The sequence below is a fragment of the Mesobacillus sp. genome (assembly GCF_057785455.1).
This window is the reverse complement of the sequence record NZ_JBYNSB010000055.1, coordinates 107,593-121,964: the sequence shown is the minus strand read 5'-3', so window position 1 is coordinate 121,964 and position 14,372 is coordinate 107,593. Positions and strand designations below refer to the sequence as shown.

16 protein-coding genes and 1 riboswitch are annotated in these 14,372 nt (G+C 45.0%); of the genes, 12 read left to right on the top strand and 4 right to left on the bottom strand.

Going from position 1 to position 14,372, the window contains the following annotated elements; genetic code table 11:
• Position 1: 1 nt before the first annotated feature.
• Positions 2-1,234, bottom strand: a complete 1,233-nt coding sequence (pepT, locus tag AC3EBE_RS20500) for a peptidase T (protein WP_488596875.1) — start codon at positions 1,232-1,234, stop codon at positions 2-4.
• A gap of 158 nt (positions 1,235-1,392) precedes the next feature.
• Positions 1,393-1,501, top strand: a riboswitch (TPP riboswitch).
• Positions 1,502-1,773: 272 nt separating this feature from the next.
• On the opposite strand from pepT, the gene AC3EBE_RS20495 reads away from it, so the two are divergent.
• The 7 genes from AC3EBE_RS20495 (at position 1,774) to AC3EBE_RS20465 (ending at position 8,035) form a co-directional block, all read left to right on the top strand.
• Complete coding sequence (locus AC3EBE_RS20495) at positions 1,774-2,535, top strand: 3-oxoacyl-ACP reductase (protein WP_488596874.1); 762 nt, start codon at positions 1,774-1,776, stop codon at positions 2,533-2,535.
• A gap of 54 nt (positions 2,536-2,589) precedes the next feature.
• Complete coding sequence (gene thiM, locus AC3EBE_RS20490) at positions 2,590-3,414, top strand: hydroxyethylthiazole kinase (RefSeq protein WP_488596873.1); 825 nt, start codon at positions 2,590-2,592, stop codon at positions 3,412-3,414.
• The gene (thiD, locus tag AC3EBE_RS20485; protein ID WP_488596872.1) at positions 3,401-4,225 is read left to right on the top strand and encodes a bifunctional hydroxymethylpyrimidine kinase/phosphomethylpyrimidine kinase; all 825 of its coding nucleotides are present in this window, start codon (positions 3,401-3,403) and stop codon (positions 4,223-4,225) included. Before thiM ends, thiD begins: the two co-directional genes overlap by 14 nt.
• The gene (gene thiE / locus AC3EBE_RS20480) at positions 4,222-4,878 is read left to right on the top strand and encodes a thiamine phosphate synthase (protein WP_488596871.1); all 657 of its coding nucleotides are present in this window, start codon (positions 4,222-4,224) and stop codon (positions 4,876-4,878) included. Before thiD ends, thiE begins: the two co-directional genes overlap by 4 nt.
• A 10-nt stretch (positions 4,879-4,888) precedes the next feature.
• Entirely contained in the window at positions 4,889-5,392 is a 504-nt protein-coding gene (gene thiW, locus AC3EBE_RS20475; RefSeq protein WP_488596870.1) for an energy coupling factor transporter S component ThiW, read from the top strand.
• Positions 5,393-5,528: 136 nt separating this feature from the next.
• Positions 5,529-6,143 carry an exonuclease domain-containing protein gene (locus tag AC3EBE_RS20470; protein WP_488596869.1) on the top strand — a complete coding sequence of 205 codons (615 nt, stop codon included), beginning with the start codon at positions 5,529-5,531 and terminating at the stop codon, positions 6,141-6,143.
• Between the two features lie 500 nt (positions 6,144-6,643).
• Positions 6,644-8,035, top strand: coding sequence for an amino acid permease (locus AC3EBE_RS20465; protein ID WP_488596868.1), 1,392 nt, complete (start codon positions 6,644-6,646; stop codon positions 8,033-8,035).
• Between the two features lie 68 nt (positions 8,036-8,103).
• On the opposite strand, the gene trhA is transcribed toward AC3EBE_RS20465, so the two are convergent.
• Positions 8,104-8,751 (bottom strand): PAQR family membrane homeostasis protein TrhA, encoded by a 648-nt coding sequence (gene trhA / locus AC3EBE_RS20460; protein WP_488596867.1) that lies wholly within the window; start codon positions 8,749-8,751, stop codon positions 8,104-8,106.
• 133 nt (positions 8,752-8,884) lie between these two features.
• On the opposite strand from trhA, the gene AC3EBE_RS20455 reads away from it, so the two are divergent.
• Entirely contained in the window at positions 8,885-9,469 is a 585-nt protein-coding gene (locus tag AC3EBE_RS20455; RefSeq protein ID WP_488596866.1) for a DUF1836 domain-containing protein, read from the top strand.
• A complete protein-coding gene (locus AC3EBE_RS20450) occupies positions 9,466-9,705 on the top strand; it encodes an excisionase family DNA-binding protein (RefSeq protein WP_488596865.1) in 240 nt (79 codons plus the stop codon). Before AC3EBE_RS20455 ends, AC3EBE_RS20450 begins: the two co-directional genes overlap by 4 nt.
• A gap of 624 nt (positions 9,706-10,329) precedes the next feature.
• Here the strand turns inward: AC3EBE_RS20450 and AC3EBE_RS20445 are convergent.
• Both AC3EBE_RS20445 and AC3EBE_RS20440 read right to left on the bottom strand, forming a co-directional pair.
• Positions 10,330-11,985, bottom strand: coding sequence for a PAS domain-containing sensor histidine kinase (locus AC3EBE_RS20445; RefSeq protein ID WP_488596864.1), 1,656 nt, complete (start codon positions 11,983-11,985; stop codon positions 10,330-10,332).
• Positions 11,986-12,172: 187 nt separating this feature from the next.
• Entirely contained in the window at positions 12,173-12,547 is a 375-nt protein-coding gene (locus AC3EBE_RS20440) for a hypothetical protein (protein ID WP_488596863.1), read from the bottom strand.
• Between the two features lie 178 nt (positions 12,548-12,725).
• On the opposite strand from AC3EBE_RS20440, the gene AC3EBE_RS20435 reads away from it, so the two are divergent.
• From AC3EBE_RS20435 to AC3EBE_RS20425, 3 genes are all read left to right on the top strand, one after another.
• Positions 12,726-13,241 (top strand): NUDIX hydrolase, encoded by a 516-nt coding sequence (locus AC3EBE_RS20435; RefSeq protein ID WP_488596862.1) that lies wholly within the window; start codon positions 12,726-12,728, stop codon positions 13,239-13,241.
• On the top strand, positions 13,231-14,040 hold the full coding sequence (locus AC3EBE_RS20430) for an alpha/beta fold hydrolase (RefSeq protein ID WP_488596861.1): 810 nt from the start codon (positions 13,231-13,233) through the stop codon (positions 14,038-14,040). The genes AC3EBE_RS20435 and AC3EBE_RS20430 overlap by 11 nt, the downstream gene beginning before the upstream one ends.
• 85 nt (positions 14,041-14,125) lie before the next feature.
• Positions 14,126-14,350, top strand: a complete 225-nt coding sequence (locus AC3EBE_RS20425) for a hypothetical protein (protein WP_488596860.1) — start codon at positions 14,126-14,128, stop codon at positions 14,348-14,350.
• Positions 14,351-14,372: the final 22 nt, after the last annotated feature.

Sequence of the window (14,372 nt, the reverse complement as noted above, 5' to 3'; positions counted from 1 at the left end):
GTTATGCTTTGGCTTCGTATAATTTAACTACTTCTACGATGGTTTCTACTGCTTTGATCATGTTGTTGACTGAGATGTATTCGAAGCGGCCGTGGAAGTTTTCGCCTCCTGTGAAGATGTTCGGTGTCGGCAGTCCCATATAGCTTAGCTGGGATCCGTCGGTGCCGCCGCGGATTGGCTTGACGATCGGCTTGATGCCGAGGTTTTCCATTGCTTCGTATGCGATGTCGACGATTTCCTTCACGGGCTCGATCTTATCCTTCATGTTGTAATATTGGTCTTTGATTTCAAGCTCAACTCGATATTCACCATATTTCAGCCTTAGTTCGTTGGTGATTTGCTGCATGAGATCCTTCCGTGCCTGGAAGCTGTCCCGGTCAAAATCACGAATGATATAACTCAGCGTTGTTTCCTCCACATCGCCATTGATGGAGCTGAGGTGGAAGAAGCCTTCATATCCCGCTGTATGTTCCGGAGCCTCTTCTTCAGGCAGCCTGCTGTTGAATTCCATCGCGATCTTCGCGGAGTTGACCATTTTCCCCTTTGCCGTTCCAGGGTGGACATTTTTTCCCTTGAAGGTCACCTTGGCACCAGCGGCATTGAAGCTTTCATATTCCAGCTCGCCTAGTGGGCCGCCGTCAATCGTATAGGCGAATTTCGCATTGAATGCTTCGACATCGAACCTATGCGGCCCGCGGCCTATTTCTTCATCAGGTGTGAAGGCAACCCTGATTTTCCCGTGCTTGATTTCCGGATGCTTGACCAGATAATCCATCGCCGTCATGATTTCAGCGATTCCAGCCTTGTTATCAGCTCCAAGAAGGGTTGTGCCGTCTGTCGTGATCAAGGTGTGTCCCTCGTATTGCGGCAGCTCAGGGAAATCCGCAGGAGAGAGGATGATGTTCTGTTCCTTGTTCAGCATAATTTGCTGACCATCATAGTTTTCAACTACCTGAGGTTTAACATTTTTTCCTGTAAAATCAGTAGCCGTATCCACGTGGGCAAGGAAGCCGATTGTCGGTACATCCTTATTGGTATTGGCTGGAAGCGTCGCCATTACATAGCCGTTTCCATCGATCGTGACTTCCTGCATCCCGATGCTATTCAATTCTTCGACAAGCATATTCGCAAGTGTAAGCTGTCCCTCGGTTGAAGGGCAGGTTTCACTATTTTCATTCGACTGGGTATCCACTTTTACATAGGTTGTAAATCGTTCAATAATTTCATTCTTCAATTCCCTTCATCTCCCATTCATGAGTATATTTTCATATTATCACACATCTTTATGAAGACAATTTCTGGGGAGGTGAATAATGGGAATTTTTTAATAATAATCGGAAAATGCTTTACATATAAAAATGTTAAGGCTACTATGAAACTAATTAAATATCGTTGTACTACTAGGGGTGCCCTGTGTCGGGCTGAGAGAAAAACGGCAGTTTTTTGACCCTTTGGACCTGATCTGGGTAATACCAGCGTAGGAAAGTAGTAAGAGATGATTTTTTTCCCTTACATTGCTTTTAAAGCCAGGTCCTTTCACGGATCTGGCTTTTTTATTTTTTTGCTCTGAAATAAGGCTGTTGATTTCCGTTCCAGGCGCTTCGCTTTCCGCGGGGCTGGCGCTGAGCCTCCTCGTCGCTTTGCTCCTGCGGGGTCTCACCTGTCCAGCTGCGCCCGCAGGAGTCTACGCGCCTTCCACTACAATCAACAGTATCTTAAAAATCAAATCTATTTTGGTTATATCAGAGCAATATTCCAAGGAGGTTTTCAAAAATGGAACTAAAAGATCAAGTTGTACTGGTGACTGGCGGCAGCCGGGGATTAGGAGCAGAAACAGTGAAGGCTTTTGCGAGGGAAGGCGCAAGGGTTGTCATAAATTATTTCCAAAATGAAATGAAGGCAAAGCAGCTTGAAGAGCAAATTGGCAAAAACGCACTCGCCATCCAGGCTGATGTGAGAAATCCGGAACAAGTGCAAAGCATGTTCAAACAGGCTAAGGAACATTTCGGGACTCCGATTACCACGGTGGTAAATAACGCTTTAGTCAGCTTCAAGTTCGACCCTGTAACGAACAAGGATGCGTTTTCCGTAGGCTGGGAGGATTACAAGGCTCAGCTTGAGGGCGCCATCCGAGGAGCATTGAATACAATCCAGGCTGGACTACCTGATATGAAAGAATCCCGGTTTGGCAGGGTTATCAATATAGGCACAAACCTGTTCCAGAATCCAGTCGTTGCCTATCACGACTATACGACAAGCAAGGCAGCCTTGTTAGGGTTCACTAGGAATATGGCAAATGATCTAGGGAAACACGGCATAACCGTCAATATGGTTTCAGGCGGTTTGCTAAAAACAACAGACGCCAGCGCGGCGACATCTGCTGAGGTATTCCAGCTGATTGAATCCTCGACCCCTCTCAGAAAAGTGACCGATCCGGCAGAAGTCGCAGATGGGATTGTTTTCTTTGCATCTCCATGGGCGAGGGCAGTTACAGGGCAAAACCTTGTGGTGGACGGCGGCCTGGTCATGGATTAGAAGGCGAAAGCCAGCACCTGGAACGAACTCACGAAAGATGAAGGAGGAATTGCTATGCAAAAACAAGAGATTGCCAGCTTGCTAAAAAAGGTCCGTACTGAGAATCCATTGATACATAACATCACGAATGTCGTGGTCACCAATTTTACCGCCAATGGATTGCTTGCGCTCGGTGCCTCGCCGGTTATGGCGTATGCACCTGAAGAAGCTGCCGAAATGGCCGCAATCGCAGGATGCCTTGTATTGAATATCGGAACATTGAATACGCAGGTAGTTGAATCGATGCTAATAGCCGGCAAATCAGCCAATAAGCATGGAGTGCCGGTCATTCTTGATCCAGTCGGGGCAGGGGCGACAGCTTTCAGGACAGAAACGGCAAGGAAACTGATGGCAGAGTTAGAGATTTCGATAATCAGAGGGAATGCGGCGGAAATCGCCAATGTTGCCGGTGAGAATTGGGAGATTCGCGGAGTAGATGCCGGTGAGTCAGCTGGTGATGTAGCCGAGCTCGCTGTTTCAGCTGCCAAAAAATTAAAAACAACCGTTGCTTTAACAGGTAAGGATGACATCATAACCGATGGCGTAACAACAATCATTGGCCACAATGGCCACTCAATCCTGACAAATGTAACAGGAACCGGCTGTCTTCTTTCCTCGGTCGTTGGAGCCTTTTCGGCTGTGGAAAAAAATCAGCTTCAGTCAGCAGCTTCTGCGATCATTACCTATGGAATCTCAGCTGAAAAAGCAGCAAATCAAAGTGCGCACCAAGGGCCGGGAAGCTTCCAGATAGAATTCCTGAACCAGTTAAGCAAAGTGAATGAGGACGATATCATGAGACTTAGTTCTTTTACGAAAAGGGAGATGAATGAATATGTTTAAAGCACTGACAATTGCCGGATCGGACAGCGGCGGAGGAGCAGGAATCCAGGCTGATCTTAAGACATTTCAGGAACTCAGTGTCTATGGCATGTCTGCATTGACGGCTGTCACGGCTCAAAACACGCTTGGCGTCCAGGGGGTTTTTCCGATGGACGCCGGGGCAGTGGCAAAACAGATTCAATCCGTAGGCGAGGATATCGGCTCAGATGCATTGAAAACAGGGATGCTTTTCAATGCAGAAATCATTGAAGCTGTTACTGAAAAAATAAACCATTTTGGCTGGGAAAAAGTTGTTGTCGATCCGGTCATGATTGCCAAGGGTGGAGCATCCTTGCTGCAGCAGGAGGCAGTATCGGCGCTGAAAAAGCATCTGATCCCCGTTTCACTGGTCATTACCCCGAATATTCCAGAGGCTGAAGTCCTTACGGGCATCAAGATTAATAGCCTGGAAGAAAAAAAGGAAGCAGCAAAAATCCTTCAAGCAATGGGAGCCAGCTATGTCCTGATCAAGGGCGGTCATGATGAAGACAGAAATGAGTCTGTTGATGTTCTTTTTGACGGGACAGAGTTTACTTCTTTCTCCAGCCCAAGGGTCAAGACGAAAAACACTCACGGAACAGGCTGTACCTTTTCCGCAGCGATTACCGCTGAGCTTGCAAAGGGAGCCTCGGTATACGACGCAGTATCCGTTGCCAAGGAGTTCATTCAGGCAGCCATTGAATACCCGTTGGCGATTGGAAGCGGGCATGGTCCCACTAATCACTGGGCCTTTAACCAGAAAAAGAAACAGGAAAGCAGGCAGACAATATGACCAGAATCAGCTCAGGAGATATGAAGCGCCTGCTTAAGATCTATTTTATAGCTGGAAGTATAAACTGCCTGAAGGATCCTGTTGAAGTTTTGCAGGAGGCAATCGAGGGCGGCATTACCCTTTTTCAATATCGGGAAAAGGGAGACGGCGCCATGCGTGGCAATGGGAAGCTTGGAATGGCCAGGAAATTGCAGTGGCTATGCAAGGAGAATGGCATCCCGTTCATCGTGAATGATGATATCGAACTGGCATTGGAGCTGGATGCTGACGGGGTCCATATCGGTCAGGAGGATGAGGATGCCGTGGCAGTTCGCAAGATAATCGGTAACAAAATTCTTGGAGTATCCGTCCATAATCGCGGGGAGGCAGAAATCGCCAAGCTTGCTGGTGCGGACTATTTTGGCGTCGGCCCGATTTTTCCGACAGAGACGAAAAAAGATGCGAGGGCAGTCCAGGGAACTGTTTTATTAAAAAAATTGATAGATTTCAATATTCCAATAGTGGGTATCGGCGGGATAAACGCCGGGAACGCAGCCGAGGTAATGCAGGCCGGGGCAGATGGAGTGTCTGTCATCACGGCAATCAGCCATGCTGACAATATAAAGGAAGCAGCAGCTGCCCTGAAAACGGAAATTTTTCAACGTCAATTTTAGGAGGGTGGATATGAGGAATACACAAAAGCTTACCTTAACGGCGATGATGATTGCGATTGGCACTCTGACGAGCCATCTGTTATTTATACCGCTTGGTATCGTAAAGGTTTTTCCTGTCCAGCATTTCATAAATGTATTATCGGCTGTATTGCTGGGCCCTTATTATGCGGTAGCCCAGGCGATTGGTATTTCCCTGCTCCGGAACTTGATGGGAACCGGCTCAGTTTTTGCTTTTCCGGGCAGCATAATCGGTGCCTTTTTAGCTGCATATTTGTTCAAGAAAACAAATAGAATCGGTTTTGCCTTTTCCGGGGAAGTGATTGGCACAGGAATCATTGGGGCGATTGCCTGCTATCCCATCGCAACCTTATTCCTTGGCAAGGAAGCGGCCCTGTTCGGATTGGTTCCAGCTTTCCTGGTCAGCTCATTTGCCGGTGCAGCCATTGGCTTGATTCTATTAAAAATCTTCCTGAAAAATACCGCTGGAAAAATCGAGTTGAACAGGCAGGTCTAATAGTTTGGAAATGATTTCATCCTATTGTCTTTGGCTGGAAATTGAGGAATACGTGCTATATGATAGAAAAAGAAGGCAATAAAGCCGGTATTTTTCAAGATAGATTTATATATTCCAGCTGAAAAGGGTGACTTTTTTGAGTATAGAAAACAAGCTAGGATTGGTAGTGGACGTCGAGACAACGGGATTAGGGCCGGATTCGGATGAAATCATTGAATTGGCATTGAAGCTGTTTTCGTTTAACGAAGAAACTGGCGAGATCCTAGACATCATTGAAGAGGATTCCTATCTGCGCGAGCCGCTTTCCAAATCGGCACAAAGCAATTATGACAGGGCTTATCGGATCCACGGGATTCACTATGACATGGTCCGAGGCAAGACCTTCCATGATGAAAAAATCATGGATTATTTCAACCAGACAGATGCGATTTTTGCCCATAATGCTTCATTCGACCGCAGTTTTTTATTCAGGATGTACCCTGAGGTCAATGAAATGAAGTGGTATTGCACGATGAAGAATGTCCAATGGAAGAACCATGGCTTCCCGAACAGCAAGCTGCTCACATTGCTTCAGGCACATGATATTTCCAGGTACCAGACACACCGGGCCATGGATGACATTACATATTTGACCGAACTCCTTAAGAAGCAAAATCCAAATGGCGATTATTATTTAAAAGAAGTACTGAACTACGGTCCTATGAGAAAATACCAGCCCGCGGTCAAGCAGCGAAGACGCATGTTTTATTAAGGGCTTAATAACAGCTCGCCTTCCCGGCCTTCATCAAGGCTTGGGAAGGTTTTTTAAATTAAGGCTCTGTTAATGCCGAATGTTGATTTTTAAACGCTGTTGATTGTAGTGGAAGGCGCGCAGACTCCTTCGGGATGAAGCGGGCAGATGAGACCCCGCAGGAGCAAAGCGACGAGGAGGCTCATCGCACGCCCCGAGGAAAGCGAAGCGCCTGGAACGAAAATCAACAGCCTAGTTTAACAGAGCTAAAAATAAAAGGAAAATTTTCATATTTTTATTAAGGCATTTTCATGATAAAATGGCAAAAGGAAATTTTATAAGAATAATAATTTTCTAAATAATATGGTTTTGTTGTATATGTTTAGGTGTATCAAGAAGGGGTTGCAATTCTCGGTAACTGGCATTTTCAAGATGTCGGAGAGCGGAGGACCAACTTTATAATTGTTATTGCAATCATAATAATTTTGTAATCCGAAATATTCAACTAAAGGAGAGACAGCATGAAGACTTCACAAAGTAATCAATTACAGCGGGGGTTGGAGGAAAGACATATTACTCTAATGTCTTTAGGTGCGGCGATTGGCGTAGGGCTTTTCCTTGGTTCAGCGTCTGCAATCAAGCTTGCCGGGCCTGGTATTTTGCTGGGCTATGGCTTCAGCGGAATGATTATGTTTTTTATCATGAGAGCGCTCGGGGAAATGGCAATCCAGAAGCCGGTTGCTGGGTCATTCAGTAAATATGCGAGGGACTATCTCGGACCGCTGGCGGGTTATATTACTGGCTGGAATTATTGGTTCCTGTGGATTGTCACCGGAATGGCCGAAATTACAGCGGTGGGCATTTACATGGAGTATTGGTTCCCGGAAATTCCGCGCTGGATTTGGGCGCTTGCTGCTCTGATTTTGATGGCATCGATTAATTTCCTGGCTGTAAAAGCTTACGGCGAGCTGGAATTCTGGTTTGCCTTAATCAAGATTGTTACCATCCTGGCGATGATTGTTTCTGGTGCAGGAATGATCATTTGGGGAATCGGAAATGGCGGAATCGCCACAGGCATCCAGAACCTTTGGGCAAATGGCGGCTTTTTCCCGAATGGCATAAAGGGTGTCCTGCTCTCCCTGCAGATGGTGATGTTCGCTTACCTTGGAATTGAAATGATCGGAGTTACTGCAGGCGAGGTGAAGAATCCGGAAAAATCATTGGCCCGTGCGATTGATTCCGTTTTCTGGCGTATCTTGATTTTCTACGTTGGCGCATTGTTCGTCATCATGTCGATTTATCCCTGGAATGAAATCGGGGAAAAGGGAAGTCCATTTGTTCTGACATTTGAACAATTAGGGATTCCGGCAGCGGCAGGAATCATTAACTTCGTCGTACTGACTGCTGCTCTGTCTTCGTGCAACAGCGGCATTTTCAGTACAGGCCGAATGCTGTTCAATCTCGCTAACCATGGCGAAGCACCGCAGAAGTTCAGCAGGCTGACGAAAAATGGTGTTCCCGGTTTCGCGATTCTCGCTTCAGCAGCGGCACTTCTGGTAGGGGTCGTCTTGAACTATATTGTTCCTGCAAAGGTTTTTGTCTGGGTGACGAGCATTGCAACCTTCGGGGCGATATGGACATGGGCCATCATCCTGCTTTCACAACTCCGCTTCCGGAAGAGCCTGAAGCAAAATGAAGTAAAACAGCTGAAGTACAAGCTTCCGCTGTATCCGTTGACCTCCTACATTTCTCTGGCTTTCCTCGGATTTGTGATCATCCTGATGGGATTCAGTGAGGATACAAGAATAGCCCTTTTCATCGGACCGCTCTGGCTGGGGATTTTAACAGCTGTATACTTCGCCAAAGGGTTCCATAAAAAGGACCGGAAAGACAGAACCGAAAAAGTGAGTTAACTTAAAAAATGCCTATTCCCAAAAGGGAGCAGGCATTTTTTAGGTGTTTTTACGAAAACAGCAAAATATTATAAAACATAAAAATAAACGCTGACGAAATGAGCAAGGCTTCCGAGCATGATAAAGATATGGAAGATCTCATGGAAGCCGAGATGCTTCGTACGCAGTATTTCTGGTTTTAACCCGTAAATCACTCCGCCAATCGTATACATAATCCCGCCTGTCACAAGCCAGAAGATGCCTAACGGACTTAATACGCTTGAGAGCGGTGTGACAACAAAAATGATCATCCAGCCCATAACGATGTAAATGGAGGTCGACAGCCATCTCGGGCTTTTGAACCAAATCAATTTGAAAAGAATTCCGCTGACAGCTGCGGTGGAAATAATCGCGAACAGCGTCCAGCCAGTAAGACCATTAAGGCTGATCAGGCAAAAGGGTGTATAGGTACCGGCAATCAAAACAAAAATCATGGAATGGTCAATTTTCCTTAAAAACGCAATGACCCGGTCCTTGCTGATGACCATGTGATAGGTTGCGGATGCGGAATACAAAAGAATCATACTGATGCCAAAAATCGCAACTGCCGTGATCGCCAGTGCAGAGCCTGTAGTAAGCGAAGCTTTTATCACCAGCGCCAGCAGGCCGGCAAAAGAAAGCAAGGCGCCAGCCAGGTGAGTCAGGCCGTTAATTGGTTCACGAATATAAGTATTCATTATAAAATCGCCTCCAGGTTTTTATGTAGTTTTAATAACTACTTATAATAATATATATGTATCGACATGTAGTCAATGTTTACGATTGTATTTTTTTGCTTTATACTAAAAATAAAACACTGAGGGATTAATATTGAGTAAACTTGCAGATCTGCTTGCAGACCTTGGCCTTGAAAATAATGTACAGCTCGAAGACATTCCGGGTATCGACTTATACATGGACCAGGTCATCCAGTTATTTGAAAAGAGCTTTGGCAGCTCGACTCGCAATGAAGAAGATAAGGTCCTTACGAAGACGATGATTAACAATTACGCCAAAGGGAAGCTGTTCTTTCCTATTAAAAATAAAAAATATTCGAAGGAGCATCTCATCCTGATCAGCCTGATTTATCAGCTGAAAGGCGGATTATCAATCCAGGATATAAAACTTACACTCGAAGGAATCAGCTCAAAAGTCGAAGCAGGGGATTTTCAACTGGATGAATTTTACAAAAGTTATTTGAATCTGCATCAGAAGAACATTGGAATCTTCAATCAGGATGTCCTCAAAACAGAGCAGCATGTAAAGGAAGAAGTCCACAGATTGGACGAAGAAAAACCAGATGAGCTTGAAACCGTACTCTTGATTGCTTCACTCATCAATTTGAGCAATTTTTACAGAAGGACAGCCGAGAAGCTTGTTGACCAGATTGCTGAAAAAACGAAAGAAAAAGGATGAAGAACGTGTATTTGACAATAGAAGAAGCGGCAGAATTCCTGTCCATGCCTGAATCGCAGATTGAAAGCCTTATTTTCCAAAAAAAGATCCGTGCTATCCATGATGGTGAGCAATACTTGATATATAAGGATCAATTCAATACACATCTGAAGCAGGTAGAAAAATACAAAAAGCTTGTCGAGGAGATTCTCAGTGAACCAGTGCCAGAAGATATCGACATTAAAGATGAGGATTGAGGAGCAGGGTAAAAAAAGAATGATTGTTCTTTCAGCTGCCTTATCGACATTCATTTTTTCTAGTTAAGGAGAGCTGTCCATAAGGAAGCCGTTAACGGACAGCTTCCCCGAGATTATCCATAAAGCTGTCCATAAGGAAGCCGCAAACGGACAGCTTCATCGAGTTTGCCCAAAAAGCTGTCCATAAGAGAGCCCTAAACGGACAGCTTCGCCGAAAAAATCGAAAAAGCTGTCCATAAGGAAGCGACAAACGGACAGCTTCGCCGAAAAAATCTAGAAAGCTGTCCATAAGGGAGTCGCAAACGGACAGCTTCATCGAAAAAGTCCAGAAAGCTGTCCATAAGGAAGCCGTAAACGGACAGCTTCATCGAGTGAATCCAGAAAGCTGTCCATAAGGGAGCCGCAAACGGACAGCTTCATCGAGTTTATCCAAAAAGCTGTCCATAAGGAAGCCCCAAACGGACAGCTTCATCGAGTTTATCCATAAAGCTGTCCATAAGGAAGTCTCAAACGGACAGCTTCCCCGAGTTTATCCATAAAGCTGTCCATAAGGGAGCGGCAAACGGACAGCTTCATCGAATTAATCCAATGAAAAAAGCGAAAGGAAATGTCCTTTCGCTTTTTTTAGCTTGACTTGGTTATTTCATTCTTCCCATTGTGCTTAATCGGCAACTGTACAATCACCTCAGTACCCATATCTGGCTCGCTGAGGAATTTTATCGTGCCATTATGGGATTGGACAATCTTGAAGCTTACCGTCATTCCAAGTCCGGTGCCTTTTTCTTTAGATGAATAGAAGGGCTCGCCGATTCGCTCGAGGAATTCCTTCGAGATGCCGCACCCCTGGTCCTTGACACGGACGGTTACGTGATTGTCCGTGGCATCCAGGGATATGGCCACTAGGTCTCCGGCTGAGGATGCTTCAATCGCATTTTTCAGGATATTGATGAACAGCTGTTTAAGCTGATTTGGTTCACACTCGATGATGGCCTGCTGCTCTTGTACTGCGAACTCAATTTGTACATTGTGCAGGCTGGCCTCTGATTTTAACAAGGAGATGACATCATTCAAGATCATCTGCAAATCAGCTTGGGTGAATTTGATTTGCTGAGGCTTGGCCAGCAGCAGCAGCTCACTGACAATATGGTTGATCCTGTCCAGCTCATCCAGCATGATCTGGTAATAAAGCTGATGTTTTTCGTCCTCCATTTTCAGCAGCTGGACCAATCCTTTGAGAGAGGTCAGCGGATTGCGGATTTCATGGGCAACACTTGCTGACAACTCGCCGACAACAGTCAGCTTGTCCGTCCGGCGCAGGCGTTCCTCAGTCTGGCGCAGCTCGGTAACATCCCTTGAAGTACAAATGATTCCAGCAATTTTGTCATTCACGATGATGGGCAGGGAGGAACTTTGAAACGTGAGTGAATGTCCTTTTTTATGCGGGAAGTTGAGCTCGAACATCTGCGGGCTCTGGTCTTCTACAACTTGTGAAAGCTTATCCAAAACAATCTGTTTGTCGGACTCTGGCAGCAATTCAGCAAAATTCTTTCCGATAAAATTACAACGATTATAGCCCGTGATTTTTTCAAATTGGGGATTCAGGTTGGTAATGGTCCCGTTTAAATTAAGCATTGAAACAATGTCAGGGCTGTATTCGAATAATGAACGGTATTGCTGTCGGCTTTCTTCAAGCAGGGTCTCTACATTTTTTCGTTCTGTGATATCGCGTCCGATAATGACAAGCCCCTGTCTGCTGCCATCCTCATTGTGGAGCGGAACCTTTATTGTATCAAAGGTTTTTGTTGTTCCATCAGGCTGAGGGAGAACCTCTTCGACACGAATGATTCCGCCTGCTTTCCAGGCCTCTTCATCCGAAATTTCGCAATATCTTAAGGCATCAGCGAAGAAATCGCTGTACTCAGCCAGCTCTGAGTCCTTTTTGCCTTTATAATCGACATTTTCCAAATCGAAGAGCTTAAGGCCAAATTCGTTTGCTTCGATCCATCTGCCTTCTCCATCCTTGAAGTTCACGAAATCCACCATTGAGTTAATCAATGTGGACAGGCGTTTTTCCTCCTCGCGTGAAGCATTCAGTTCTTCCATTTTTGAGATGAAGAAGTAGAAAAAACCGGCAGCAAGCACAACATAGAGAAGCTCTTTTATATGTTCGATCACGTCGATAAATTGCTGGTGGGCATAGAGGCCAAGGAGATAGTCTGTCCCAAAAATCCAGATGATGCTGAGCAGGAAAAAGACAATGACGTACTTTTGTTTTTTCATATATGAACTCCTAATAAGCATTCAATGCTCATGTAAAGTGAAATGAAAGATTACTTGTTTATATTAGCATAATTTAATCTTTTTAATAGATGCTTTCGTTCTTATTTTATGTTTCCTTTTTTCTGGAAAAAGTATACAGACAAGCAGGACCTGCAAATGAAAGGTCCTGCTTTTTGTTTCTTTGAAATTAAAAATCTCCATCCGTTGCTGAGAATGGGATGTTCAGACGGTTCTCCACCGTGCGAAGGCGCTGGTTCAGTCTGTTCAAGCGGCGGGTATGCCTTTCGTCATTTTGATTTAGGCGGCGGATCTCCTCATTGATGCGGCCAATCTCTTTATTCAGCCGATTGATCTCTCGATTCTGCCGGGCATTTTCGTTGTTTTGCCGATCCAATTCTGTCTTCTGGAGCTGCATCTGTCTTTCAAGCTGATTAACTCGTCTTTCTAATGCCGGCTGTCGATCTAAACCAGCCGGGTCATGCTGCTGGGCATGATACTGAAAGTCATAGTGGGTATAAGGGTCATATTGGTAAGGGCTGTAAAAATACTGATATGGATTCATAGGGACACTCTCCTTTATAAAAATCCGCCAGGTACCGGGCGGATAATTCCCTATAAAGTATGTAGGTATGAGCGGAGAGTGTGGGCTATCGCCTATAGACAAATCATTTCGAACAGAATCCACATTGAAGGATAAAAATGGAAGATAGAAGAATATATATAGCAGGTGGTGAATTGAAGTGGCAATGTCAAATTATTATCAGAATTTGAGGAACAAGCTTGGTGCTGAATTGATTTTCATGCCGAGTATTGCAGGAATCGTAAGGAATGATGAGGGTGATATTCTATTCCAGAACAAAGGGAATGGGGAAAAGTGGAGCCTGCCTGCAGGTGCAATTGAGTTGGGGGAGTCACCAGCTGAAGCAGTTGTACGCGAAGTATGGGAAGAAACCGGCCTGCACGTTGTCCCGGAAAAATTACTGGGTGTTTTTGGCGGCAGGGAGTTCCGCTATGAATATCCAAATGGGCATAAGGTCGAATATAACGTCTTTGTTTTCAGCTGCAGAGCAGTGGGAGGGGACCACAATCCAATCGATACAGAAACGGCTGAACTAAAATATTTCAGTGTTGAAAACATGCCTGAACTTGCGCTTCCATATCCAAAAAGTATTTTTATAGAAACAGATGATGAGAAAACGCTATATCAGTGGGACCCTAACTGGGTAACCAGAATCGGTGTTAGCAATGATCTGTAAGGTCAAGAAGGGCAGCATTTATTATGAAGTAATCGGTGAAGGCTTTCCGCTTTTGATCCTCCATGCGATGGGAACCGACCATCAATCAATGAAAGCATGGCTGGAACCGATTTTTGTAAATACGATCAGTTTCCAAAGGGTGTATATCGATATCCCGGCTCATGGAAGAAGTTTCATAGATAAGACGGTTGACTCCACGGATGATTTTCTTGAGAATCTGCTAGAGTTTATTGAATTCACCCTTGGAGGCAAAAGTTTCTCGCTCATTGGTTCTTCCTTCGGAGGCTACTTGGCTCAGGGGATTCTTGATAAAAGAAGAAACCAGGTAAAAGGCATTTGTTTGCTTGTCCCCGCTTTGCACAAGAAAGAGCGAACGCTGCCAAAACGAGTGATTTTTGAAAAAGATGAAGATCTCCTGGAAGGTTTGGATCCTGATATCCGGGCAGCATTTGAAACTCTTTTACTCTACCAAAATAAACAGAACCTCACATTGTTCATGGAAGAAATCCAGCCAGGGCGGCTGCTGGCAAACAGGGAATTCTTAAGTTCGGATTGGAAGCCGAAAAGATATTTCCTTTCACAGGAGCCGTTTAAGGATGTAAAAGAAATGCCCCATCCAGCACTTTTCCTGCTTGGAAAAAACGATTATATTTGCGGGCATGAGGATCACCGCTTACTTGCTGACAAGTTTCCGAACTCCAAGTTTGCCGTGCTGGAGCAAGCAGGTCATATGCTTCAAATTGAAAAGCGAGAGGAAGTCCAGTCCCAGGTTAAGGAGTGGCTGGTAAGTACACATTGAGCAAAGAGGATATTTTCGGAACGTTTCTCGCCAACGGATGAACTTTACCTTGTTACTGCAGAGAGTAAAGTAGAGGGGGATTCCAATGAGAAAACTTTGGTTTTCGGTTTGTTCGGTCATAATTCTTGCTGGATGTCAGGCGAAAATGGAAGAAAAGGCAGAACCATTTCTATTTGACTACAAAGAAAACACCATAGCACCTGAAAATAAAGAGAAAGTCGATGGATGGTTAACGAATGCAAAATTCAATGAAGAAACAAAGATTCATAGCCTGGAAATGGATGATGGATTCATCTATCTTTATGCATAAGGCTACAGTGATGTTATGGTCA